The following is a 25,035-nucleotide window of genomic DNA, read 5'->3' on the forward strand; positions in this document are numbered from 1 at the left end:
TGATGAGTCATACACTTCGACTGTCCACTATTCAGCAATGGTGTGGCAAAACATCCTACAATAAAGGCATGTCCTATTACCGGGAAGGCAAAGTTGGCTTTACGGTGTACAACGATGCTCTGCTGCACTATGAAGCAGATGTACAGATCAAAGCTAACGAGATCGAGCATGTCTCGCTGCATATGGAGGAGGGCGGCGATGTGCAGGCAGTCTGCACATGTCCAACCTTGTCATCGTACCGCTATTATTGTCAGCATATTGCGGCGGTTATGATTCATGTACATGAATCCCGACTACGTGAGGAGCCGCCGCAGCTCATTGCGCCGCGTATTACCGAGTCCACAGCCGAATCGACGCAGCAGATGGCGCACATCAGCCAACGCCAATCGACCACGTCTCCCCATAGTAAACCAGCAAGCCCAGATGCCGATTCCGAAGCAACGACCTTCACCCATGATCTATCCGCGATGAATGAGCAGCAGCTTGCTGGGGAATTGCTGAGTCTGTTTGCTGCCCCACCTCAGCGTGCAGCTGGACGACGGCGTTATTTGGAAACGCGGGACGAGCTGGCGGTAGAGTTTATTTGTCGTCCGGTTGCGTATGGCAATGGTCAATATCGGCTAGGCATCGAAATGAAGGCAGGACCGAAGCGACTGTATATTGTGCGTCAGCTGCGTAGTCTGTTGGATAGCATTCGTCGCCGCGAAAGCTACCCCTTAACCGCTCGCTTCAGCTACGACCCAGAACTGCATAGCTTTACTCATGCAGACAACGAGGTTATTCGTCAGCTGCTGCATATTTTCGAGGATGAGCAGCCAGACGAACTACACAGTAGCCACAGGCAGCATAATCATTCAGCATTCACAGCTACAACGCCAGCAGGTAGAAGCTCTACCTCTGCTCGTGCGATCCCTGCACCTCGAGGGAAAACAGGCAAAAGCACGTTGTCCGCTACCAACGAACGGATGCTGATCATTCCCGTATCCCACTGGCATGTGCTGCTAACGGCGCTGCGTCAATGCCCTTCGGCACGAATTGCAGTCGGTGAGCAGGAGTTGCCACTGATCTGTCAGCAGGGCATGCTGCCCCTACATTTTGCGCTGGATGCTGCCCCTACGTTTCGCCAAGGCAATCACAATGGCACAAGCAAGGGCGACCGTCGCAGTGAATTGATCGTACGCGGCTTGCAGTCGATGATTGTATTGGAGGCATATGGTGCGGTATTGAACGGAGCGGAGCTGTGGTTGCTAGAGGAAGACCTATGTCGCCGATTGAGCGGCTTGCAGACGCTACTGCATTATGGCAATGGACAGGATGGCGAACAGCGATTGACCTTATCTTCGGAGCAGCTAGAGCCATTTGTACAGCAGGTGATCCCGGGGTTGATGAAGCTAGGAACCGTGCAACTGACCCGCGGCGTATCCGACCGGATTGTACAGACACCGCTGCAAGCTAGATTGTATCTGGATCGGGTACGGGATCGATTACTGGCAGGGCTGGAATTTCAATATGGCGATGTGGTGCTGAATCCATTGGAGCCGGAGCAAGGCAAGGATGAGCAAGAGCGTATTCTACTGCGTGACGGTGAACGAGAAGAGCGGATTTTGCAGATCATGGAGGAAGCCGAGTTTACTGCGACCGAAGGCGGTTATTTTCTGACCGACGAAGACGCGGAGTATGAATTTCTGTATCGTACCGTGCCTAAGCTGGAAAAGCTGCTGCATGTGTACGCCACCTCGATCGTCAAGGCGCGTATTCAGAATCCGTTATCTCCGCCACGGTTGAGTGTGCATACCGATCATCGGCATGATTGGCTGGATTTCAAATTTCAGCTGGATGGCATTCCCGAAGCCGCCATTATTGATGTACTGCAATCGCTGAAGGAGCAGCGTCGGTATCATCGACTGCCGAATGGATCGTTTTTGCCGCTGGAAGATGAGGCATTCCAACAGGTTGCCGATTTTATCCGTAAAACAGGGATGGCGCAACCAGACGATGTAGAGCAGCCGCTGGAACAAGGCATTTTATTCAAGCTACCAGTCATGTACGGGATTGAGACGCTGGATGTGCAGGATGAAAATGAATATATACGCTTTGATCGTTCGGTCCGCCGACTGCTGGACAGCATCAAGCATCCGGGTCGGCACGATGAGCCGGTTCCTGCTTCGCTGGAGCATGTGCTGCGGGATTATCAGCATGCGGGATACCAGTGGATGCGCACGCTAGCACGATACGGCTTTGGCGGTATTTTGGCAGACGATATGGGACTTGGCAAAACGCTGCAAAGCATATCTTTTATTCTATCTATGGCAGACGATATTCGTCGCAGCGGTCGTCCAGTGCTCGTCGTAACCCCTTCGTCCCTCGTCTACAACTGGCAGTATGAGCTTCAGCGGTTTGCCCCAGAGCTGAAGGTGCTGCTAATTGATGGCAGCAAGGAGGTACGAACCCAGCGCTGGCAGCAAGTGCTAGCCCAAGAGCCGGACACCTATGAGCAGTATGTTGGTACAGAGCAGCAGCCCTTCGATGTGATCATCACCTCGTATCCGCTACTACGCCGTGATATTGAGCTGGCAGGCACGCATGCGTACCATACGCTGATCGTGGATGAAGCGCAAAATTTCAAAAATGCACTGACGCAGACTGCACGTGCTGTGAGCAAGATTCAGGCGAAGCATCGTTTTGCGCTGACTGGCACACCGATTGAAAATTCCGCCTATGAGCTGTGGTCGATCATGCATGTCATCATGCCGAAGCTGCTAGGAACACGCAAGCATTTTGCCGATCTGGATCATACGGTGATTGCGGCGCGTATTCGTCCCTTTGTACTGCGGCGCATGAAGTCACAAGTGCTGCACGAATTACCGGACAAGCAGGAGACGACGCTCGTATCGGAACTGCTGCCGGAACAGAAGACGCTATACGCTGCTTATCTGGCACAGCTACAACAGGATACACTGGAACATCTGTATGAGAAGAACTTTGCTGAGAATCAGATTCGGATTCTCGCTGGATTGACCCGTTTGCGGCAACTATGTTGTGATCCTTCATTGTTTGTGGAAGGGTATGAGGGTGGTTCTGCCAAGCTGGAGCAATTACTGGAAGTGGTGCAGGATTATCGTGATTCCGGTCGTCGTATGCTGATCTTTTCACAGTTTACCAGCATGCTGAAGATTATCGGTGACCGACTGCGAGAACAGCAGACTTCTTATTTTTACCTAGACGGAAATACCCCGTCCGCCGAGCGGTTGGAGCTGTGTCAACGATTCAATGAAGGGGAAAAGGATGTATTTCTGATTTCGCTAAAAGCGGGAGGAACTGGGTTGAATCTGACTGGGGCGGATACGGTGATTTTGTACGATCTGTGGTGGAATCCGGCAGTAGAGGAGCAGGCTGCCGATCGTGCGCATCGGATGGGGCAGCGCAACAAGGTGCAGGTGATCCGTCTGGTCGCGCGTGGAACAGTAGAGGAGACGATGCTAGAACTACAGCAGACCAAAAAGGAATTGGTACAGCAAATGATCCAGCCCGGTCAGGCAAAGCTATCGGCACTGACAGAGCAGGACATTCGGGAGCTGTTAATGATTTGATATGGTGTTTTTGATTGGATTGCAATCAAGTTCAGACGGTTGCTGAGGGCATATGCGAATTCATGCCCTCCACCTCGGTAATCATCACGGAATGATGGGCGAGCAGATCAAGGTCGAATGGAGCCGCGAGACGCTCGCCTTGTTCATTAAACAGGATGCGTACAATTGGACGCTGCGGAATCTCGGAGTGAATATGCACCACAACGCCTTTGAAGCCATTGCTGAGTGTCACGGTCACACCAATCGGATAAATGGCGATTCGACTTTTGAATACTTCCAGCATGGAACGATCGTACAGCGTGCCGGAACCAGAATACAGCACATCCAGTGCCTGATGCGGCAGCATAGCAGCACGGTACACACGGCTGGTAGTTAGCGCATCGTAGGAATCAGCGATACCAATCCATTTCGCATAATCGTGAATGTCGGGTTCTTTGATTCCGCGTGGATAGCCACTTCCATTCAAGCGCTCATGATGCTGATAAGCACAATGGGCAGCCAGCAGTGGAATACCGGGTTCATCCTTGAGGATTTTGAAGCCGTATTCGGTATGCAGCTTAATCGTGTTGTATTCGTCATCAGTCAGCTTACCGGGCTTGAACAGAATGTCGTCTGGGATATATGCTTTGCCGACATCATGTAGTAAGGAACCGATACCTAGCACACGAAGCTCATCCGTAGAATAGCCGTGCACCTTGCCCAGCAGCAATGTATAAATGCAAACATTCAAGGAGTGATGATACAGATAGTGATCCTTGGTGTGCATACTCATCAGCATGACCATCACTTCTGGATTGCTGCTCAGTTCTTTCAATATGGTATCGACAATACCGGCAAATGACTTGCCAATAACTGGATACATCTTCTTTTGCACATGCGGATCGGCAAGGCTGCAAAATTGCGTACGGATTTCCTTGAGTGCTCTGCGTTTGGTTTCGGCGGAGATAATATCCTCTGCCATCACGTCATCGGTATCCTTGTCCTGAATATAGACATAATCCAACCCGTGATTATACAGTTTTCGGATGATACCGGATGTTAGCTCAGCACTTTCCGCCAGCAGTACGACACCTTCGTCATTATAGATTTTTTTGGCCAGTCGCATCCCGGGTTGGAGCGAAGTAATCGGTAATAGCCTCAATATAGTCACTTCCATCTATTCAGGAATTATCAAGATCAGCATATCATTTGCGGTCATGAAGTTATAACTGCTGAAGCATGATATGTATGTATGGGGAACGATATAAAGGAAGATATGTGCAGATCTAGTAGAACGTTATCAGAAATGTATAAAAGAAAAGATATACTATATATCGTCAGACAAGCGTAAATCTATAATGATTATAGGACGGATTTTTAAAATGCGATAGACTTCGGGGGGAAAGTTTGATGGAGAAGTAACAAATTGATCAACTTATCTATCTGGAAGTGCCTAATCTGTATAAATAAGGGTAAGTGTATACATCTATTTTCACCAATGCGTGATTAAAGGAAACAATATATAGCAAAGGAGAGAAAATATGGAAACGAATTTAGCTGGAAAAAGTGTGTTTGTTGCGGCGGGCAGCAAGGGTTTGGGGCGAGCAAGTGCATTGGAATTTGCTCGCGAAGGCGCGCAGGTGACAATCGCTAGCCGCAACGCAGAGCATCTTCAACAGGCAGCCGCCGAGATTAAACAAATTACTGGTCAGAATGTGCATCAGGTTGTGATGGATGTAAGCGATGGTGAGCAAATTCAGCAGGCGCTGCATGAGGCGGTGCGTCATTATGGGCGATTGGATGTGCTGGTTACGAATGCTGGCGGACCGCGTAGTGGGACATTTGCCGATATGGACGATGCCGCATGGCAGCAAGCATTTGAAGCCAATTTGCTCAGTACGATTCGGTTAATCCGAGCAGCGCTCCCCTTTTTACAGCAGGCGGGTGAGAGTCGGATTGTCAATATCGCGTCCACTTCAGTTAAGCAGCCGATTGATGGCTTAATTCTGTCGAATGTGTATCGCGCAGGTATTCAAGCGCTCACCAAGACACTGGCGTCGGAATATGCCGATGCTGGTGTGCTGATCAATACGGTTGCGCCGGGGCGCATCGCCACAGATCGCGTGATGGAGTTGGACAGTCAACATGCGAGTAGTCAAGGCATACCACTAGAACAGGTACAGGCGGACGCGGTACGCTCTATTCCGCTCGGTCGTTTGGGTACACCAGAGGAATTTGGACGGATGGTCATGTTCTACGGTTCCTTTGCGAATACGTATGTAACGGGGCAATCGCTGATTGTGGATGGCGGGGCAATTCGGGCATTCTAATAAACCCACATAACCAAACAAAGAACTCACATACATTCTCACAATCTCACTTTCCATCATGTGACGATATTGTGTCATGTTTATGGTATTATGGATGAAAGTAGACCGAAATCTGCGGATTTTGGTCTTTTTTTTGTCTTTCAAACGATAAAAATCGACTTTTTTCAATAAAGGTAGTATAAAATAACTATAAACACATTTTATTTTTTGTGATTTAATACACTATATCTTTGTTTTCAAACATGTTATTATGTGTATCAGTTGTTTCACCGAATGTCATCCGCTGACAATGCAGATTGAAGATAGGTTTTCGTACATAAATGCCGCATATTGGTTATTTAAATTATCATCAATCTGACATGATTATTATAAAAAAGGAGTTGTGTACTGTGAGTAATGTGAGTCTGAACAATGTAGGGATTTGGGAATTGGTTGAGCCGGGCGTTCGCCGCAAAGTATTTGAACCGGGGCAGTCGCTGATGATGATGGAAGTGCATTTTGAAGCAGGTTCCAAAAGCAGCGAGCATTCCCACCCCCATGAGCAAATGAGCTATTGCATGAAAGGGCGCTTCCAGTTTGTGATCGACGGCGAAGTGCATGAGCTGCATGCAGGCAAAGCATTGGCTATTCCTGCTGGAGCGCTGCATTCGGCTAAGGCGCTTGCGCCGGGAATCCTGCTGGACTCCTTTACTCCATTACGCGAAGACCTGTTGAGCTAATCCTCAAGCCAAACGTAAGAACATCATCGTGGATCACAAACGGAATCATGGACCCCACTCCATGAATCGTTCTGTAGGTGATTATCCTGTTGCTGTATAAGAAGCTGTACATGACAAAGCCCGCATTTTCCAACCGACGAAGGGAGATGCGGGCTTTTTTATGATGCAATCAACGAAATATGCTATGGATGCTACGCTGTACAAGACAATGCGGTGCACCGTAGCCATAATTGCTACTGTAGTTGTAGTTGTAGTTGTAGTTGTAGTTGTAGTTGTAGTTGTAGTTGTAGTTGTAGTTGTAGTTGTAGTTGTAGTTGTAGTTGTCGTTGTCGTTGTCGTTGTCGTTGTCGTTCATCCTCATCGAACTAGCGCCGATTATAGGTGGTGAATGTCTTCTCCGCCCACATCATCCACCTCATGCCGGAATTGCTCGAGCAGCACCCGTCCGTCTAATGTAAAGCCTACGCCTTCCTCCTCCAACCGGATGCGCTGTTCAGACGCGGATTCGTCATCCTGAATCGCAATCTCACCCAGCTTATTGATCACCCGATGCCATGGCAGCTGATGAGCAGCGCTCATCGAATGCAGCACACGTACTACCTGACGAGCGGCGCGCGGACTGCCTGCTGCTGCGGCAACCTGACCATAACTCATTACTCGTCCGGGCGGGATGGAAGAGATGACTTCAATGACTCGCTTTGTAAAAGGTTGCATTACAATATCCTCCTTGCTGAACCTGCCGAATGATTCTATCCTGCTGCTTTTAGTATACCAATATTCATCCCGATATATCCGCTAGGAATAAGCAATATAGATGGTAAACGCCTGTTTTATCCACTTATTTATACATATTTTAGTGTAAGTTAAAAAAATATATAAATTATCGCGAAAATTGTTTCAAAAAGTCGAAATATAGTTTAAAATCCTTATAAAATCATGAGTCTAAAGTTTTAAATGCGAATATTATTAGTTCCTGATACCTAAAACATATCTCTCTTATTCATCATAGATACTCTACCTTCGACACAAGGTTGCCCTGCTTTTGTCTTACCATTTTGCCAAACACTGTACCCTAGAACACGGTGTTTCAAAGGAGAACAAACATGTCCATTTTTGCCGCCAGAAAGAATTCGTCCACTGTACAAGAATTGCTGGAAGCTAGCCGTCGTCTTGCGAAAGATCCAACTGCCCCAATGCAATTGCAAACCGAAGACCCAGCTATGCGTGAGATTATGGAAAATATCAATCAAGCTGTGCATACGATTCGTCAGAAAAAGCAAGGCATTGCGATGCGTATGAATCTTGTCACCAAAGCCATTCATGTCGGTCTGTGGGATATGGAAGTGGAAGCAGGCGATCCGGTCAACCCGAACAATGCGTTCACATGGACAGATGAATTCCGCCATATGCTCGGCTATCAGAATTTGCAGGACTTCCCCGATGTGTTGGATAGCTGGGCTTCCCGTCTGCATCCAGAGGATACCGATTGGGTATTGCAAGCGCTGGCTGACCATTTGCTGGATCACAGTGGACGCACCCCTTACGATATCGAATATCGCCTGAAGCTGAAAAGCGGCGAATATCGTTGGTTCCGTGCAACGGGTACAACGGTGCGCGATAGCAGTGGTGTACCGTTGCGCATCGCTGGAGCGCTGTTCGATGTACATGACAGACGCACCAAAGATGAAGAGCTGCAAATGCTCGTCACTCGCTATGATCTAATCAACAAGGCTCTGGTTGAAGCACCGTGGGATATGGTGGTTGAAGCTGGTGATCCGATCAATCCGAACAACGAATTTTGGTGGTCTCCACAATTTCGTCAAACGCTCGGTTTCCGTGACGAGCACGATTTCCCGAATGTACTGAGCAGCTGGAGTGACCGTTTACACCCAGAAGACAAGCAAGAGGCGCTGGATGCGTTTGCTGCGCATCTGAATGACCATACTGGTCGTACGCCATTTGCTATTGACTACCGCTTGCAGCTCAAGAGCGGCGAATACCGCTGGTACCATGCAGGCGGAACGACGAACCGCGATGCCAAAGGATTGCCAATGCGTGTTGCTGGTACGATTCGCGATATTACATTTGAAAAGAACAAAGATCATGTTGTGGATGCCATGACAGAGCGTATGTCACAGCTGTCACAATCGATCAGTGAAATGACGATTGCGATCAACTCCGTAACAGGGCAGGCACAGGATCTGGCAGCTGCGCAAGAGCACTCCACTGATGCTGCCAACAAAGCAAAAAGCAGTGCTGATGAAACGAAAAATATCTCTGTCTTTATCCGTGAGATAGCCAATCAAACCAATATGCTCGGTTTGAATGCCTCCATTGAGGCTGCTCGTGCGGGCGAACTGGGACGCGGCTTCTCTGTTGTAGCAGACGAAGTACGCAAGCTGGCGATTCATAGTGCCGATGCAACCGAGAACATCGAGAAAAGTCTGACTGAAATGAAGGATCAGATCGAAGAAATCCTACAGCAAATCAGCAACATGACTGCGCTGACGCAATCACAGGCAGCACTTACTCAGCAGCTCAATGCTTCCATGGACGAGATCAATCATATGTCCCAATCGCTGACAGAGTTTGCGAAACAGATCTAATCTACTGATTAGGCGATAAAGGCTTTGCCAAGGAAGAATAGCGACTTTGTGCTGGGAATATAACAAATTTGCAGATTCCTTATGCAAGATTGAATAAATACGAAAAAGCACTCTGTCATCAGACAGAGTGCTTTTTGTTCTATCCTACCCTATGACATAGGATGCAGTACTAGACGGAACGTTTCTATCAAACCTGTTGAATTTTGAGCAGGTTGGTATTCCCTGATTGCCCGATTGGAACGCCAGCGGACAGAACGACAATATCGCCAGCAGCGATATGACCCGTTGTCACAGCATTGCGAATCGCAGAGTCGAACATTTCGTCTGTGCTGGATACTTCTTCGCCGTGTACCGGAATGACACCGGACAGCAGACACAGCTTGTTCAGCACAGCTTCGTTGTGTGTGACAGCAATGATCGGTGCGTTTGGACGATATTTGGAGATCATGCGAGCGGTAAAGCCGCTTTCGGTGGAGATGATGATCGCTTTTGCGTTCAGCTCCAGCGATGCGCTCACAGCGCCCTGACTGATTACTTCGGTAATGTTGGTTGATTGCTGTGCTCGTTTACGTGAGAATTGCTCCTGATAATCAATCATCGTCTCGGCGCGACGCGCTACCGCAGCCATCGTTTGTACCGATTGTACTGGGTATTTACCCGCAGCGGATTCGCCAGACAGCATGATGACATCAGCGCCTTGCAGCACAGCGTTTGCCACGTCACTCACTTCGGAGCGAGTTGGACGCGGGTTCACCTGCATCGATTCCAGCATATGTGTAGCTACAATAACGGGTTTACCCGCTACATTACATTTGTCGATCATTTCCTTTTGCAGTGCCGGTACGTCTTGAATAGGCACTTCTACCCCGAGGTCGCCACGGGCAACCATGATACCGTCGGACGCTTCGATGATGTCATCGAGATTTTCCATGCCTTCAGCATTTTCGATTTTGGAATAAATTTGTACATCTTCGGCATTGTTTTTTGCCAAAATGCTGCGAATTTCGCGAATGTCATCGCCTTTGCGGACGAAGGAAGCAGCGATCATCTCGATGTTTTGCTCCAGACCGAAGTGAATGTGCATTACATCGCGCTCTGTTACGCCTGGCAGGGAGGTATGGATACCCGGCAGGTTTACACCTTTACGAGGCTTGATCATACCGCCGCTGACGATTTCGCAGACAATCTCGCTATCTTTGACTTCCAGCACGGTCAGGTCGATCAGTCCATCATCCAGCAGGATGCGGTCGCCTTCGTTCACGTCTTGGTTCAATTGCGGATAGTTCACGCCGATACGCTCGGCATCGCCCAGAATTTCTTCCGTAGTCAGAATCAGCTTGTTGCCGGTACGCAGTTCAAAGGATGCTTCTTTCAGTTTGCCGATACGTACTTCTGGACCTTTGATATCCATCATGATCGGGATAAACGTGTTCAGCTCAGCAGCAGCCTTGCGCACGTTGTTGATACGCATTACATGATCTTCCAGTTCGCCGTGCGCCATATTCAGACGCGCTACGGTCATGCCCGCTTTGATCATTTCTTTCAGCATATCCACCGAGTCACAAGCAGGTCCCATGGTACAAATAATCTTCGTTCTCAGCATTATAGATGTTCCTCCTCATATTGTGCAGGCTGTATGACGACAGCCCATCGTATTGGCGGCTGTCCCAACATCTCCTGACACCCGGGGTAGGCAAGGACGATGTACCGACAACCTGTATTATCCATTTCATTGTAGCTGTAATATACACAGTGTGCTATGAAATATAGTACGATGATTGCAATATAGTACGATCTATTTTGCGAATAAGAGGGAAATGGATCTACAATGGAAGCATACAACAGGGCAATCAGGGACAAAAGGAGGGCGCGGGATGCTACAGCTAACCAATGTACACGAAGATCATCGGATGGAATGGTATGAGGAGCGTCAGTTGGACCGATACAGTTATATCCTGAGTTTATGTACATATGGCAATTGTGTGTACTGGGTAGATGGGCAGAAGAGAATTGTGGAAAAAGGAGAGCTGCTGCTGATTCCGCCATGCTGCTTTTATTATGGCAAAAGCATTCCAACTCATGTTCATACGAAGCAGGTTCTTCATTTTAGAACAAAGGAACAGATACAGATCAGCACAGACAGCGATATACACCAGCTACCGCTTTTACAGCGTGATCAGGTGCTACATATCAAGCCCGGCAGCTATGAGCGATTGCACGACCTGATCAAGCAAATTGTTGTACAATGGCGGGAAAAGCCAGCGTATTACGAACTGATGAGTCAAGGCGTGCTGCTGCAATTGCTGGTAGAGATCAACCGCGAGTACGACCGCGGACAGATGCGCGATGACAAGCAGCGACTGGTAGAGCAGATGAAGCGGTATATCCAGCAGCATTACAGCTCACGTGTAACCAAGGAGCAGCTGGGTGATGTCATTCGGCGTACACCGAATTACGCCGCGACCCTGTTCAAGGATGTGACCGGTCAGACGATCAGCCAGTATATGCACGATGAGCGGATGAAGCGCGCTGTCTATATGCTGACCGAATCGCAATTAACGGTGTCGGAGATTGCAGAGTTTCTCGGCTATCCCGAGGTGTCGTACTTTTATCGGATTTTTAAAAAGAAAATGGGGATGCCGCCTGCCGAGATGATGCAGGAGCGTCCACCGATGCGATAGTAGAGAGAGATAGGAAGGATTCAGTTGGCTTGGCTGCGCATATGCTTGGGCGAGACACCCTTGAGCTTTTTGAACATTTTGGAAAAGAGAAATGGGTCATCATAGCCGACCGAACGCGAAATTTCGCCGATGGATAATGCGGTATGCTGAAGCAGCTCCACCGCCCGATTCATGCGGTATTCCAGCATAAAGGCTTGCAGCGACAGACCGAACTTTTCCTTAAACAAACTGGACAGATACGTACGATCCAATCGCACGGAATGAGAGATGTCCAGCACGGTGATCTTTTGGCTGTAGTTCGTTTCGATATAGTCGATGGCTTGCCGGATATGTAGCTCCTTGGAGCGGGAACGACCTTTGCCATGATCTGGTACAGGCAGCCGCGCGATTAGCTCGTACATGATCTGGTATAAAATGCCCTGCGCATGAATATCGCCAGCAGGCTGATGTGAGGTAGATAACAATTGTTCGTAAAAGCTGCTTAGTGTTGGCGGTAACATCGGCTTCCATAAGGTATCTACTGTTGAACCATTAACGCCTTGATGAGAAGTAGAGATGCGCTCATCGCCAAAGCGATAGACAGGCTCCTCTGGTGTTAATCCGGCACGTTCCATCAGCGTTCTGGCATGCAGCCCGCGAAAACCGATCCACGAATACACCCACGGCTGCTCTGGATCTGCTTCGTACTGCACGACGGTATTCGGTGGAATCAGAAAGCCCTGATGCGCAGATAACCGATATTCCCCCTCACCCAATCGGAAAATCCCTGTACCCTCATGAACATAATGCAAAATATAATCGTCACGTACGCCTGGTCCCCACGCATGCCCCGGCAAGCATTCTTCCTTGCCAAAAAAGATCAGCTTCAAGTCCATTGGCTGATGCGCTTCAGATTCGGTATAAATTGTATGATTCAGCGGCATTGCGTTTCAATCCCCTTTTTGCGTATATAATGATATTATGACATGAAGATTATGAAGTGAGAAGCATGTAGACGCAAATCATTGTTATAGAAAGATGTGATTATCACATGTATGCAGATATGCTGTATTTCTTGTTAGAGGTCAATGACAATCTTCATCCATCAGGAACTAGCGACGATGAGAAAGGGAAATATCGTATCTTCTATCGGTACGATCTATCGTTGATTGCAGCAGTCCATCGTCCTTGATCAAATCTGGAAGTGTTTTACAACAAGAAAGCCTAAAATGTTTGTGTTAGTATGAATGACATAACCTGTATTTTCGGAGGGAGCGGGAGCATATCGAAAAGAATCTGCTTGGCACATGTATCGTTATTTTTTTGCTGATCTGTGTCTTTTCCTATTTCAAATTTGCCCGCCCGCCACGTCAGCAGGAGGAGGGCGAGACGCGTGATCCGCTGGACAGCATCATGAAGCCGTTCAGCCTATTTGATCGAGTCTCGATGGCAGTGATTTTATCGCTTGGACTCGTCATTGTGGTGGCGGCATCGGCGTTTGCGGCATACGCATTTTTCTATTTGGCTTCCTTTATTCATTTGATCGGGTTCGAGAATCGCAGTACGGCGATGCTGTATTCGATCTGGACGGGGGCGGGCTTGTTTATTCTGGCAATTTATATCCAGCCTGCGGCGGCGGAATGGTTGTATCCGATTCTCGGTCGTCCACTGCGCTTCTGGCAAACGCAGGTCGTTGCGATTGTGCGCAATACGCTGCTGCTGTATACGCTCGCGGAGATCATTCGCGGTGTAGATACACATGGCATCTGGGGCGCGCTCGGATTGGCTTGTATTTTCCAATTGATTCAGTGTATTCGGTTTGACGAGGATTTGGATGTACGACCAGGTAGTAATGACGAGCGGTAAAAAAACCAGCAAAGTAGGATAGAACATCAATGGAGCATAGCAACTTCAACCATCGCCTGGCGTATACATACAGACGCAATCATGCAGCCTGAATTCATGACAGAGATAACGGATATGGGCAGAACGTCAGGGTATACTATTTTGGCAATAGGGAGATGACGGGATGAATCAAGCGACACAATTATCACAAACAGCACGTTCTCCGCGCGGCATAATCATGCTCTGGATGATGGGCATCATACTGCTGCTAGGCACGTTACTGCCATCTGGAGTACACGCTGCTGAAGGGGGAGCGACGGTCATGCAGGATCAGGATTGCACCATCAACAGCAAGACGCGCAAGCATTATGTGAATGTGGCGGTCGCTACGCTATGGACACAGCCCGGATTGGCACGCAAGCTGGATCAATCCTCGCTGTCCACTCCGGTTGATATGGAGCAATGGACGGCTGATATGAACACTGCTGACAAGCGCCGCTGGCTGACCGGCAAAACAGAAACGCAAGCGTTGTACGGTCAGGAGGTTCGTTTACTACAGGTGAAGGGCGACTGGGCATATGTAGCCGTTGTCGGACAATCTACACCCAAGAGCAAATATGGCTACCCCGGCTGGTTACCGAAACAGCAAATTCTAACCACCACCAATGGCGCTGCTTACAGTGAATGCCCAACCGCCATTGTGAAGGATAAAACAGCACAGCTGTACGGCGAGAATCGTCAGAGCAAGCTGCTTACCTTGAGCTTCAATACACGTTTGCCAGTTACATCCACATCGACTAACGGCTGGGTACAGGTGCATACCCCCGATAATCAATCGGCATGGCTGAAAAGCAGTGCGGTTGATGTGTACAAGCAATTGTCGGACATTCCTGCACCAACGGGAGCCGATCTAGTACGTACGGGCAAGCAGTTCCTCGGACTGCCTTACCTGTGGGCAGGGATCTCAGCATACGGATTTGACTGCTCTGGCTTTACATCGACTATTTACGGCTTCCACGGCATAAGCCTGCCGCGCGATGCTTCCGCTCAGATCAAGGAAGGAACTGCGGTAAGCTGGAGTCAATTGCAGCCTGGCGATCTGATGTTCTTCGCTCATGATAACGGCAAAGGCAATGTTCATCATGTGTCGATGTATATCGGCAACGGTCAGATGATGCACTCGCCCAAAGCAGGCAAAACGGTTGAAATCATCTCGATCAACACCCCTGCTTACAAAACAGAATTTGCTGGGGCAAGACGATATATTCAGTAAATATAGAGTATGACATTTCCCCCTCAAAATCCCCTATCTTCGCTGCTTGTATGGTACAGATCCGTCATGGATCTGGCATGACGGCACGCAGGATAGGGGGTTTTTGTGATGAGTAGAATGAGAGAAACTATAGATTTCGTACATATTTAATTTATGTTTTTGTTTAATATTCGTATTTTTATAAATTTAATGCTTGAAAAAGAGCAGAAGGTTCCTTTATGATAAATCTAGCTTTACTAAGCCATACGAACTTCACCAAGCAAGACTAGCTTCCGCGAATAGAGCAATTTGGTTTGTACATCGTACTAGACACTGTATTTATGTAAGCGCTTAACAAAATGAGAATACACAGCCTACACCTTTCGTAATGCAAGCATAACCCTGCTTTCGTACAAGATTGATCCTATTTCCAAATGAGAGAGGAAGACACATATGACATCTCGTTTCCGTAAACAAGCCAGTATAACCGCTATTGCTGCTACTCTGGTGATACCGATGCTGCTGCCATCATCCACTATCTTCGCTGCTTTTCCAAGTACGGATTCTCTAAAAGTGACAGCTGCTCCAACGTCGGGCGCTATCACTAATGCTACAGCTACATCGAATCCCACTGTGTTACCGGGTGCATCCACCGATGCTGCCGCCGCCACAGCTACCGGTACACCTGTGTATCAGGAAGCGTCTGTTCATGATCCGTCGGTGATCAAGGTTGGCAATGAATTTTACATATTCGGTTCTCATCTTGCTTCTGCCAAATCGTCCGATCTCATGAATTGGAGTATGATCTCCTCTGGTGTAGCAGATGGCAATCCATTGATTCCCAATGTCACCACTGAATTAAAGGATGCACTAAGCTGGGCACAAACGAGTACACTCTGGGCAGCCGATGTTATTCAACTGGCAGACGGCAAATTTTACATGTATTACAACGCCTGCAAAGGCGATTCTCCTCGTTCTGCGATGGGCATTGCTGTAGCAGATAACATCGAAGGTCCATATCGCGACAAAGGTATTTTCCTCAAATCTGGCATGTGGGATCAGATTAGCGAGGATGGTACTATTTACGATGCACGCATTCACCCGAATACGGTTGATCCAGATGTATTTTATGATAAGGATGGCAAGCTGTGGATGGTATACGGCTCGTATTCAGGCGGTATTTTCGTCATGCAAATGGACCCGGTTACCGGCAAGCCGCTACCGGATCAAGGTTATGGCAAAAAGTTAATCGGCGGTAATCACAGCCGGATCGAAGGCGCGTACATGCTGTACAGCCCGCAAACGGATTATTACTACATGTTCCTGTCGTTTGGTGGACTGGATGCGACTGGCGGTTACAATCTGCGCGTTGTTCGTTCCAAAACGCCGGATGGTCCATTTTACGATGCGGCTGGAAATGATATGACGAATGTGAAAGCAGATCCGTCCAAACCGCTGTTTGATGATGATTCCATCGAGCCGTATGGAGTCAAGATTATCGGCAACTACCAGTTTGAACGTCAAATTGGCGATCCAGGTACAGGCAGTGGAGCTGGCGCGGTATCGCCTGGTCATAACTCCGCTTATTACGATGAGCAAACCGGACGCTATTTCCTCATCTTCCATTCCCGCTTCCCCGGACGTGGCGAGGAGCATGAAGTGCGTACCCATGAGATGTTTATGAATGCAGACGGCTGGCTGACGGTAGCGCCTTATCGTTACGCAGGCGAGCAGAATCCACAGGCAAAGGTTACCGCAAGTGAGATTCCGGGCGATTACCAATGGATCACACAGGACAAAAACATTAGCGCCGACATCCACCAAGCCGTATCAGCAACACTGAATGCAGACGGTACTATCACTGGTGACGTTACCGGTACATGGCAGCTGCAAGGAAAGAACACAGCACTGCTTAAGGTCGGTGCAGCCACATATAACGGTGTCTTTTTACATGAAATCAATGCCGCTTCTGGCAAAACCGTGCTGACGCTGACCGCGTTATCCAAAGATGGAATCAGCGTATGGGGCAGTCAGCGTGAGGTGCAAAAGGACAAGCAGCTCGTCTCAGCAGTAGATAAGGATCTGAGTCTGGGCGAGACGGATCATGTCTTTTACGATCTGGATTTGCCACTGACTGGAACACGCGGCGTGCAGATCAGCTGGCGCTCCACCAAGCCGGAGATCATTTCGGATACCGGTACAGTCACTCGTCCAGCAGCAGGCACAGGCAATGCGCGTGTTACGATGATCGCCACCATCACGAAAAATGGTGCGAAAAAGAACAAAAACTTCAAAATCACGGTGCTAGAGCAGGCGCGAGGTCCATTACTGAGCCAATATACATTTGATGAATCTAGCGGCACGACCGTAACTGACAGCACCTACAATCATTATGATGGTACGCTGATCAACGGCGTAACTCGCAATGTATATGGCAAGTCTGGCTCAGGTATTACGCTGGATGGCGTGGACGATTATGTGCAGCTGCCGGGTACGATTACAGATGCGGAGGATTTTACCTTTGCAAGCTGGGTGAAATGGGACGGTGGCGCTGCGTGGCAACGAATTTTGGATTTTGGTGATGGAATGAATGGCTTTATGTTCCTGACCCCTTCCCAAGGAAATGGCGTACAATTTACCATTCACCGCAACAATACCGACCAGAGCATCATCACATCATCTGCTCTGCCAATCGGACAATGGGTACATGTAGCGGTTACGCTGTCTGGGGATACCGGTAAGCTGTATATCAACGGCAAGCTGGCAGGCAGCAACGACCAGATGACCTTCAATCCGCATGATCTGATGACCCGTGAAGCATATTTAGGCAAAAGCCGCTTCGCTGCCGATGCGTATTTGAAGGGCAGTCTGGATGAGGTGAATATATACAACCGAGCGCTGAGTGAGCAGGAGATTCAGGAGCTGGCGAAATAAAATGAATGAAGAAGTAGAAGGGAATAAAGAAAACAGCGAAGTGGAACATAGATTGAGAATATGATTTAAACCCATTGCCTCATCCAACGACCTGTTTGATCGAAAGAACGACACCTATCCAACATATACCTTATAGTAAAACAAGCATGTTCATCTGGTTTGAACATGCTTGTTTGCTATATGCTTAACTGCAATCTGACTACGCTCGCATGTTCTTAAAATTCCCCGACCAAATTGTATAATAGACAGTACTCATCTCCGGTATCAGGTGGTATACTCAAGTTGCATTCCACCAATATGAAACTTTTACATAACCACCCACGTATTTCTCGTTATACCTGCACTGAACAGCAGTACAAACTCAAATTATTAACGAAAGAGGTTAGAACCATGTCCAATTTTCAAGACCCATACGGTCAACAGGGCGATCCGAATGATGTACAAGCAAACAAAGTAATGGCGATTCTGGCGTACATCATATTCTTTATTCCACTGCTTGCCGCTCGCAATTCACCATTTGCCATGTATCATGCTAATCAAGGGTTGGTATTGTTCCTAGTGGCATTGGCAGGGAATGTAATTGCTGCGATCATTCCATTTATCGGCTGGGTATTGTCGCCTATTATTGGGATTGCCGTTGTCGTGTTCATGATCATCGGTATCATCAATGCTGCCAATGGCGAGCGTAAACCACTGCCTTTGATCGGCACGATTCAACTGATCAAGTAAACCGTTCTCTCCTATACATACTACTCCGGTTTACGACACGTACGAAAACAGCCTTCCTTTTTATGAGGAAGGCTGTTTTTTTATAATTATCTATTATTGTTCCAAGACATAGCGTTCATGTTGATGTATGCTGACGTGATGGCATCAATAGAACGGTTGTTTACTGACCGAGCTGCTGAAATTGGTTTAGCAAACCATTGATTTGATCGACAGTTTGGAAGATTTGTGAATTGTTCAGGTCTGCGACGGTTAGCTTGCCCGCTTGCACCTGATCGATCAGACTGTTTACCTCTGTGCCAAGTGTAGCACTGTAGCTGGATAACTGCTGATGTAGATCTTTGGCAAAGGCAGGGGGTTCTAGCTGATTGAAGGCATTGATCTGACTTTGAGTATTGGCAAGCTCCTGAGACAGCTGTTCACGAGCTTGTGGATCAGTTAGTGCCTGCTGTGTGAGATCAGGTAGGCTCTGCGATAGATTCGATGTACTGTTGATATACGAAGTTACTTCACTCACATAGTTGACGGACTGATTCACCTGATCCAGTGCCGAACAGCCTGACAGCAGACCGACGAGCATAACGAGCATAAGCATGTATGTTTTCAATAGAGACACTCCTTGTTGAGGGAATACCTATACTACTGTGTAACGCCTTAGATGGTTTCAACAATTGCCTATTCTGGGTGACAGCAGATATGGTACAGTTACATACAGAGGAATCATCACTGGCAACGGTGACGGATAGAAAGGAAGTAGAGTATGTATGGATAATCACGTAGTACAGGCACAGGAAATCGCCAGCTGGATGATCGAGCATATTCGTGACCGTGGTATGCTGCGGCAGGAAGAAGCAATCGATTATGTACGGGAGCAATATGGCGAGCAATTTCTGTTTACAAGCGACAGCGGCAATATTTCGCTGGATAAAGAGATCAAAAAGGCCTTTCGTAAGCAGCATGGTGGACGCGTTGCTTGGGATCGGGACGGTTTTTTCTGGGCGTGGACGTAAGCTGCGCACGGTTTTGACAATAGTAACCAATCGTATAGCCTATACAAATACGGGAGAAGTGCGACGCCGAGTGACGGATCGTACTTCTCCCGTTTGCATAAAAAAGGGCTGTATCACACTTACATGATTACTCGAATTTACAAATGAAGCAGCGACGTATGGGTAGCCTCATCGTTAGCGTTGCTAGTAGATACAGGCTGAACAGGCTGCGCCGAAGATTGCTCTGGCTTGTCCGTCATCAGCCGCTGCAAATCGTCCAGATTCTCAATCCGTAGCTGATTACCCGGTGTCGTGTGGTTATTATGCCAGCCCGGCAACCGGTAATCCAGATATACATACATCGCCAGACTGCTGGCAATCAGAAAAGACAATAGTCCATAAATTAAAATTTGTTTTGGTTTCATATCGAATTCCCCACTTTTATTCCACTCGTTGTTACCTGTTCAAGCAGGTACAGTTCTCTATAGGTTGAAGTGCCGGTACATTTTCTGCCAGAAAAATGACTGAAATTGAATTATTGTACAGGCGGTGTATAGTATAATGGAAAGACAGCCCTTAACAGGCATTAGCGCTTGGTGCGCATACCTTTTCTCTCTTACACTATAAAAGCTGCCAGGCAAGCAAACAATGAAAGGAATCTGATGATTCTGTCATTGAGCCTTCGCCGGGAAGGCGCTATGCTGACATGGCAGTGTATTTGCTGTGGAATAAGATGCCTATGAATGAACACAAGATAAACTCAAGAGAAATTAGCGGAAAGTGAGCGATGATCCCATGCCGGACATTATTAAAGTGATTGTAGATACCGCCGGCCAGGAAGGCCATGGTTCTTTTATTTATTTGGAAACCCATAAACCGATTCTAATCGGACGTCATACCGGCAGCGCGCAGACCGACCTGCCTTTATATAATCAGCTTGTCTCCAAGCAGCATTGTGTACTCAAGCGTATCCATAATGATATCTATGTCGAAGATCTTGGTAGTAAAAATGGTACCGAGCTGAACGGTCAGCGACTACAGCCGTACCAGTCCCGGCGCATCAGTGATGGCGACCAATTAACCTTGGTGAACGGGCTGGTCACACTCCGTCTGGAGCGTGGCACCGATCTAGAGGAAACGCGCGAGTACCGGATTAGCGATTTGCTGGAGCATGAAGTACGCCTGAACGATTATTTGCAAAATATTCAGGTGGGTGGCGACAGCATTACATTATCCAAAAAGGAATACCAGCTATTCAAGCTGCTGTACAATTGCTTAGACCATTTTGTCACGCGTGAGCAGATTGTACGCGATGTGTGGCCAGAGCGCTGTGTCGATGATGCAGAACTGGTTGGGGTAGATGAAGTCAATTCCCTGATCTACCGTACAAATAAAAAGCTGGGCGACCACTTTACGATTCGTTCGGTTTACAAAAAAGGGGTATATATGAAGAAGCAGGATAACAGTGAGGAGTTGGATAGCCAAACCTCCTTCTGATGGGCGGCATGGAATCATTGATGACTGCTGGATCGTGAGCAGACGACAACCAATTCAAACATGAGGGGGATCACGATGACGCTATTGCTTTCTTTTTTAAAGAAATACAGGGTTGCGGCGATACTGGCGCTGCTTATGATGCTGATCGAGCTAACGCTGGAATTGCTGCAACCCTTTCTGATCTCCAAAATCATTGATGACGGCGTTAGTCAGCGTCATATTCCCACCGTTCTGTTATGGGGCGGGATTCTAACCGGCGGAACGATTATTGCGTTTATCGCCGGTATTTTTAGCTCTTTTTATGCGGCATATGCTAGTCAGGGGCTGGGGTATGATCTGCGGGAGGCGCTGTATCGCAAGGTGCAGTCGTTTTCGTATAGTTTATTTAATCGATTTGCCACATCCTCGCTCATCACGCGGCTAACCAACGATGTGACCATTTTGCAGGATATGCTGTTTATGGGCTTGCGCTTTATGCTACGGATTCCGCTGCTCGTTGTCGGCAGTAGTATCATGGCGCTAGTTGTTAACGTGAAGCTTGGGCTGCTGCTGGTGATTGGTGTACCGGTGCTGCTGGTTTTTGTAATCGCCATCATGAAGCGGGCAGCGATTTCATTTGAAAAGGTGCAGCGTCGTTTGGACAAGGTGAACAATGTCATGCAGGAAAATCTGACCGGTATGCGGCTGATTCGTGTCTTCGTGCGTAGACAGCATGAGCGCAAGCGGTTTGAGCAGCAGAGTGGGGCGCTGATGAATGACACCGTATCTGCACTGCGTCTGACGGAGACGACGATGCCTTTTATTTTGTTCGTTATGAATGTGAGTATTATTGCGGTGCTGTGGTTTGGACATCGGGATATTTTGTCGGGCAGCACATCCGTCGGTGAAGTGGTAGCGATTATTAACTATTCAATGCGTACGATGGGCGCATTGTCGGCATTTTCCATGATTGTGGCGGCGTTCTCGCGTGCACGAGCATCGGCAGGGCGGATGGACGAAGTGATGAGCTCCACCGAAGCACAAGCAGGTCAGATGCTGGATAGGCAGGAGGACGCAGATCGGGGAACAGCTTCCGGTGCTTCCACAGATACAGATGTGCATCCAAGCATGGATAAAGGAGCAAACGAGATTGCCCTCGTTCACGATTCTGCTGCAAGCGTACATATCGACAGCGTTCAGGAACAGATGGGAGCAGGCGGTGCTTCACTGGAATTCCGCCATGTTCAATTCCGTTATCCTGATACAGATCGAGATATATTGAAGGACATTTCCTTTGCAGCCAAGCAGGGTGTAACGACGGCGATTATGGGCGCTACTGGCTCTGGCAAATCGTCGCTCATGCAGCTCATTATGCGGCTGTATGAAGTCCAGCATGGTCAGGTGCTGGTCAATCATCAGGATGTGAGCCAGATGAATGAAGTGGAGCTTCGCAGTATGATTGGCTATGTGCCGCAGGAAATTGTGCTGTTCACTGGCACGATTCGTGACAATATTGCATGGGGCAACGAGCATGCCAGTCTGGATGAGATTGAACAGGCAGCACGTATTGCCCAGATTCATGATACGATTATCAATCTGCCGAACGGCTATGAGACGCGGCTTGGTCAGCGCGGTGTGAATCTGTCCGGCGGGCAAAAGCAGCGGTTATCCATCGCGCGTGCCTTGGTGCGTAAGCCAAGCATGCTGCTGCTGGATGATAGCACAAGTGCGCTGGATGTACGCACCGAAGCACGATTGCTGGAAGGGCTGGCAACTTTGTCATGTACCACCATTCTAATCACGCAGAAGATCAGCTCCACCATTCGAGCAGATAAGGTGTTGCTGCTACAGGATGGTAAGCTGATCGCCGAAGGCGGGCATGAGCAGCTATTACAGCATTCGGAATTGTACCGCCGCATTTACGCATCCCAGTTCGGAGAGGAGGAATTGCAGCATGTGGAAAGCATTCATTGATCCGTTTCGCGTTGCTAGACCGTCAACGATGGCTGCACGCGAACCGGGCGATTCTCCGCCAGACTCTACCGCAAGCACCTCCAACAAAAAGCGTGCCAAAAACTGGCGCGGTACACTATCCCGCATCTGGGCGTATTTGGCGGAACGTCGATTAAAGCTGTATATGGTGCTGTTTATGGTATTGCTCACATCGGGTCTGACGCTGCTTGGTCCGTATCTGGTCGGCATCGCGATTGATGATTTTCTGGAACGCGATGGTGGACAGCTGTGGATTTGGTTCCTTGTCAGTCTAGGTGTTGTGTACATTTTGAATTCCATTACATCATGGCTGCAAAATGTGTGGATGATCGAGATTGCGCAGGAGACGGTGTACCGGATGCGCTCCGATCTGTTTGCCCATTTGCATCGGCTGCCGATTCCATTCTTCGGTAAACGTCAGCAAGGGGAGCTAATGAGCCGGGTGACGAATGATATTGAGAATGTCAGTAGTACGCTCAACAGCTCAGCGATTCAAATTTTCTCTAGTGTACTTACACTTGTCGGAACACTCGTTGTCATGCTATTGCTGAGTCCGTTGCTGACGCTGCTGACATTTATCGTAGTGCCGCTGATGGCGCTTGGCATGCGCTGGATTACGCGGCGCACTGGTCCGTTATTCCGCGAGCGACAGCGCAATCTGGGCGAGCTGAATGGATATATCGAAGAAACATTATCCGGTGAAAAGATCATCAAAGCGTTTGGACGCGAGCAACAGGTGATCGATGAATTTGCAGAGCGTAATGATCGGATTCGCTTTTCAGGCTTTTGGGCGCAGACGATCTCTGGTCTGATTCCTAAGCTGATGAACGGATTGAACAATTTGAGCTTTGCGCTGATTGCTGGAGTTGGCGGTCTGCTGGCGATCAAAGGTAGCATTACGGTCGGCGTCATCGTCATTTTCGTAGAATATGCGCGTCAGTTTACCCGCCCGCTGAACGATTTGGCGAACCAGTGGAATACGCTATTGTCAGCGATTGCTGGAGCAGAGCGTGTATTCGAGATTATGGATGAGGACATTGAAGAAGCAGATGAACAACAAGCATCTGAAGTGACTCAGATTACCGGCAAAGTGGAGTTCCGCGACGTATCCTTTGCCTATGATACGGGGGAAGGCAGCGACACATTACAGCATATTTCCTTCCAAGCGGAGCCGGGTGAAATGATCGCTCTGGTTGGACCGACAGGGGCGGGGAAAACGACGTTGATTCAGTTGATTTCCCGCTTTTACGATGCCAATCAAGGGCAGATTTTGATCGACGGGCAGGATATTCGCAGCTTGCGCCGGGCTAGTCTTCGTCAGCATATGGCGTTTGTATTGCAGGATTCGTTTTTGTTTGAAGGTACGGTGATGGATAATATCCGTTATGGGCGGTTGGATGCGACCGATGACGAGGTGCGGCAGGCAGCACAGCTGGCGAATGCAGATTCGTTTATCCAGCGCTTGCCGGATGGGTATGAGCAGGTGCTGAGCCGAGATGGCGGCGGCATCAGTCAAGGGCAGCGTCAATTGCTGACCATCGCCCGCGCGATGCTGGCTGATCCGGCGATCCTTGTGTTGGATGAAGCGACGAGCAGTATCGATACCGTCACGGAGATTCGGATTCAGGAAGGATTACAGCGTCTGATGGAGGGACGTACAAGTTTTGTCATTGCGCATCGACTGAATACGATCCGGTCAGCGAATCAGATTCTGGTGCTACAGGACGGACAGATTCTAGAGCATGGTTCGCATGATGAATTGCTGGAGCAGGGTGGCTTTTACAGTGAATTGTTCCACAGTCAGTTGAAGGTATCTTCTTAATAGCGATGAAAAAGACCTTTTCCGTTAGTGGAAAAGGTCTTTTTATGTATCCTGCGTATAAGGCTATGTTCTATTCATTGCTGTGTTTGCAAGATCTTTTGTTGCTAACGCGAAG

20 protein-coding genes are annotated in these 25,035 nt (G+C 48.4%); 13 read left to right on the forward strand and 7 right to left on the reverse strand.

All coding sequences use genetic code 11. The annotated features are described in order from the left end of the window. Positions 1-2 precede the first annotated feature (2 nt). Positions 3-3,590, forward strand: coding sequence for a DEAD/DEAH box helicase (locus ABXR35_RS14480; protein WP_367061823.1), 3,588 nt, complete (start codon positions 3-5; stop codon positions 3,588-3,590). Between the two features lie 31 nt (positions 3,591-3,621). Here ABXR35_RS14480 and ABXR35_RS14485 read toward each other — a convergent pair whose 3' ends face one another. Next, positions 3,622-4,740: an HD-GYP domain-containing protein gene (locus ABXR35_RS14485; RefSeq protein WP_367061826.1), complete on the reverse strand. Its 1,119-nt coding sequence runs from the start codon at positions 4,738-4,740 to the stop codon at positions 3,622-3,624. A 370-nt stretch (positions 4,741-5,110) separates the two neighbouring features. On the opposite strand from ABXR35_RS14485, the gene ABXR35_RS14490 reads away from it, so the two are divergent. Beyond that, positions 5,111-5,899: an SDR family oxidoreductase gene (locus ABXR35_RS14490; protein WP_367061829.1), complete on the forward strand. Its 789-nt coding sequence runs from the start codon at positions 5,111-5,113 to the stop codon at positions 5,897-5,899. Between the two features lie 404 nt (positions 5,900-6,303). Further along, positions 6,304-6,618 (forward strand): cupin domain-containing protein, encoded by a 315-nt coding sequence (locus ABXR35_RS14495; protein ID WP_367062793.1) that lies wholly within the window; start codon positions 6,304-6,306, stop codon positions 6,616-6,618. 169 nt (positions 6,619-6,787) lie between these two features. Here the strand turns inward: ABXR35_RS14495 and ABXR35_RS14500 are convergent, their stop codons facing one another. After that, a complete protein-coding gene (locus ABXR35_RS14500; RefSeq protein WP_367061832.1) occupies positions 6,788-6,973 on the reverse strand; it encodes a hypothetical protein in 186 nt (61 codons plus the stop codon). Positions 6,974-6,993: 20 nt separating this feature from the next. After that, positions 6,994-7,332 carry an MGMT family protein gene (locus ABXR35_RS14505; RefSeq protein WP_367061835.1) on the reverse strand — a complete coding sequence of 113 codons (339 nt, stop codon included), beginning with the start codon at positions 7,330-7,332 and terminating at the stop codon, positions 6,994-6,996. A gap of 395 nt (positions 7,333-7,727) precedes the next feature. Here ABXR35_RS14505 and ABXR35_RS14510 point away from each other — a divergent pair, with 395 nt between their 5' ends. Continuing rightward, complete coding sequence (locus tag ABXR35_RS14510; RefSeq protein ID WP_436669376.1) at positions 7,728-9,224, forward strand: methyl-accepting chemotaxis protein; 1,497 nt, start codon at positions 7,728-7,730, stop codon at positions 9,222-9,224. A gap of 187 nt (positions 9,225-9,411) precedes the next feature. On the opposite strand, the gene pyk is transcribed toward ABXR35_RS14510, so the two are convergent. Beyond that, positions 9,412-10,827, reverse strand: a complete 1,416-nt coding sequence (gene pyk, locus ABXR35_RS14515) for a pyruvate kinase (RefSeq protein WP_367061841.1) — start codon at positions 10,825-10,827, stop codon at positions 9,412-9,414. Positions 10,828-11,098: 271 nt separating this feature from the next. Between pyk and ABXR35_RS14520 the strand changes: the two genes are divergently transcribed. Further along, positions 11,099-11,905, forward strand: a complete 807-nt coding sequence (locus tag ABXR35_RS14520) for a helix-turn-helix transcriptional regulator (protein ID WP_367061844.1) — start codon at positions 11,099-11,101, stop codon at positions 11,903-11,905. A gap of 20 nt (positions 11,906-11,925) precedes the next feature. On the opposite strand, the gene ABXR35_RS14525 is transcribed toward ABXR35_RS14520, so the two are convergent. After that, positions 11,926-12,828, reverse strand: coding sequence for an AraC family transcriptional regulator (locus tag ABXR35_RS14525; RefSeq protein WP_367061847.1), 903 nt, complete (start codon positions 12,826-12,828; stop codon positions 11,926-11,928). 379 nt (positions 12,829-13,207) lie between these two features. On the opposite strand from ABXR35_RS14525, the gene ABXR35_RS14530 reads away from it, so the two are divergent. The 4 genes from ABXR35_RS14530 to ABXR35_RS14545 all read left to right on the forward strand — a co-directional run bounded on the left by ABXR35_RS14530 (position 13,208) and on the right by ABXR35_RS14545 (position 18,644). Then, positions 13,208-13,750, forward strand: coding sequence for a hypothetical protein (locus tag ABXR35_RS14530; RefSeq protein WP_367061850.1), 543 nt, complete (start codon positions 13,208-13,210; stop codon positions 13,748-13,750). A gap of 163 nt (positions 13,751-13,913) precedes the next feature. After that, positions 13,914-15,002, forward strand: a complete 1,089-nt coding sequence (locus tag ABXR35_RS14535) for a C40 family peptidase (RefSeq protein WP_367061853.1) — start codon at positions 13,914-13,916, stop codon at positions 15,000-15,002. 432 nt (positions 15,003-15,434) lie between these two features. Continuing rightward, entirely contained in the window at positions 15,435-17,915 is a 2,481-nt protein-coding gene (abnB, locus tag ABXR35_RS14540) for an arabinan endo-1,5-alpha-L-arabinosidase AbnB (protein WP_367061856.1), read from the forward strand. Positions 17,916-18,305: 390 nt separating this feature from the next. Next, entirely contained in the window at positions 18,306-18,644 is a 339-nt protein-coding gene (locus tag ABXR35_RS14545) for a DUF4870 domain-containing protein (RefSeq protein WP_367061859.1), read from the forward strand. A 160-nt stretch (positions 18,645-18,804) separates the two neighbouring features. Here ABXR35_RS14545 and ABXR35_RS14550 read toward each other — a convergent pair whose 3' ends face one another. Beyond that, positions 18,805-19,248, reverse strand: coding sequence for a DUF6376 family protein (locus ABXR35_RS14550; protein ID WP_367061862.1), 444 nt, complete (start codon positions 19,246-19,248; stop codon positions 18,805-18,807). A gap of 157 nt (positions 19,249-19,405) precedes the next feature. Between ABXR35_RS14550 and ABXR35_RS14555 the strand changes: the two genes are divergently transcribed. After that, the gene (locus tag ABXR35_RS14555) at positions 19,406-19,651 is read left to right on the forward strand and encodes a DUF6953 family protein (protein WP_367061864.1); all 246 of its coding nucleotides are present in this window, start codon (positions 19,406-19,408) and stop codon (positions 19,649-19,651) included. Positions 19,652-19,788: 137 nt separating this feature from the next. On the opposite strand, the gene ABXR35_RS14560 is transcribed toward ABXR35_RS14555, so the two are convergent. Further along, positions 19,789-20,055 carry a hypothetical protein gene (locus ABXR35_RS14560; protein WP_367061867.1) on the reverse strand — a complete coding sequence of 89 codons (267 nt, stop codon included), beginning with the start codon at positions 20,053-20,055 and terminating at the stop codon, positions 19,789-19,791. A gap of 355 nt (positions 20,056-20,410) precedes the next feature. Here ABXR35_RS14560 and ABXR35_RS14565 point away from each other — a divergent pair, with 355 nt between their 5' ends. The 3 genes from ABXR35_RS14565 to ABXR35_RS14575 all read left to right on the forward strand — a co-directional run bounded on the left by ABXR35_RS14565 (position 20,411) and on the right by ABXR35_RS14575 (position 24,920). Further along, positions 20,411-21,127, forward strand: coding sequence for an FHA domain-containing protein (locus ABXR35_RS14565; RefSeq protein ID WP_367061870.1), 717 nt, complete (start codon positions 20,411-20,413; stop codon positions 21,125-21,127). A gap of 75 nt (positions 21,128-21,202) precedes the next feature. Next, positions 21,203-23,080 carry an ABC transporter ATP-binding protein gene (locus ABXR35_RS14570; protein ID WP_367061873.1) on the forward strand — a complete coding sequence of 626 codons (1,878 nt, stop codon included), beginning with the start codon at positions 21,203-21,205 and terminating at the stop codon, positions 23,078-23,080. Continuing rightward, on the forward strand, positions 23,061-24,920 hold the full coding sequence (locus tag ABXR35_RS14575; protein WP_367061876.1) for an ABC transporter ATP-binding protein: 1,860 nt from the start codon (positions 23,061-23,063) through the stop codon (positions 24,918-24,920). The genes ABXR35_RS14570 and ABXR35_RS14575 overlap by 20 nt, the downstream gene beginning before the upstream one ends. Positions 24,921-25,035 lie beyond the last annotated feature (115 nt).

Source organism: Paenibacillus sp. JQZ6Y-1 (assembly GCF_040719145.1).
GTDB classification, from domain to species: Bacteria; Bacillota; Bacilli; order Paenibacillales; family Paenibacillaceae; genus Saccharibacillus; species Saccharibacillus kandeliae.

What these genes read in the sequence shown, in the direction of transcription:
- ABXR35_RS14480 (WP_367061823.1), top strand. Translation starts at nt 3, where the DNA reads ATGAGTCATACACTTCGACTGTCCACTATTCAGCAATGGTGTGGCAAA.
- pyk (WP_367061841.1), bottom strand. Translation starts at nt 10,827, where the DNA reads ATGCTGAGAACGAAGATTATTTGTACCATGGGACCTGCTTGTGACTCG.
- ABXR35_RS14555 (WP_367061864.1), top strand. Translation starts at nt 19,406, where the DNA reads ATGGATAATCACGTAGTACAGGCACAGGAAATCGCCAGCTGGATGATC.
- ABXR35_RS14505 (WP_367061835.1), bottom strand. Translation starts at nt 7,332, where the DNA reads ATGCAACCTTTTACAAAGCGAGTCATTGAAGTCATCTCTTCCATCCCG.
- ABXR35_RS14570 (WP_367061873.1), top strand. Translation starts at nt 21,203, where the DNA reads ATGACGCTATTGCTTTCTTTTTTAAAGAAATACAGGGTTGCGGCGATA.
- abnB (WP_367061856.1), top strand. Translation starts at nt 15,435, where the DNA reads ATGACATCTCGTTTCCGTAAACAAGCCAGTATAACCGCTATTGCTGCT.
- ABXR35_RS14545 (WP_367061859.1), top strand. Translation starts at nt 18,306, where the DNA reads ATGTCCAATTTTCAAGACCCATACGGTCAACAGGGCGATCCGAATGAT.
- ABXR35_RS14500 (WP_367061832.1), bottom strand. Translation starts at nt 6,973, where the DNA reads ATGAACGACAACGACAACGACAACGACAACGACAACTACAACTACAAC.
- ABXR35_RS14525 (WP_367061847.1), bottom strand. Translation starts at nt 12,828, where the DNA reads ATGCCGCTGAATCATACAATTTATACCGAATCTGAAGCGCATCAGCCA.
- ABXR35_RS14490 (WP_367061829.1), top strand. Translation starts at nt 5,111, where the DNA reads ATGGAAACGAATTTAGCTGGAAAAAGTGTGTTTGTTGCGGCGGGCAGC.
- ABXR35_RS14520 (WP_367061844.1), top strand. Translation starts at nt 11,099, where the DNA reads ATGCTACAGCTAACCAATGTACACGAAGATCATCGGATGGAATGGTAT.
- ABXR35_RS14535 (WP_367061853.1), top strand. Translation starts at nt 13,914, where the DNA reads ATGAATCAAGCGACACAATTATCACAAACAGCACGTTCTCCGCGCGGC.
- ABXR35_RS14560 (WP_367061867.1), bottom strand. Translation starts at nt 20,055, where the DNA reads ATGAAACCAAAACAAATTTTAATTTATGGACTATTGTCTTTTCTGATT.
- ABXR35_RS14575 (WP_367061876.1), top strand. Translation starts at nt 23,061, where the DNA reads ATGTGGAAAGCATTCATTGATCCGTTTCGCGTTGCTAGACCGTCAACG.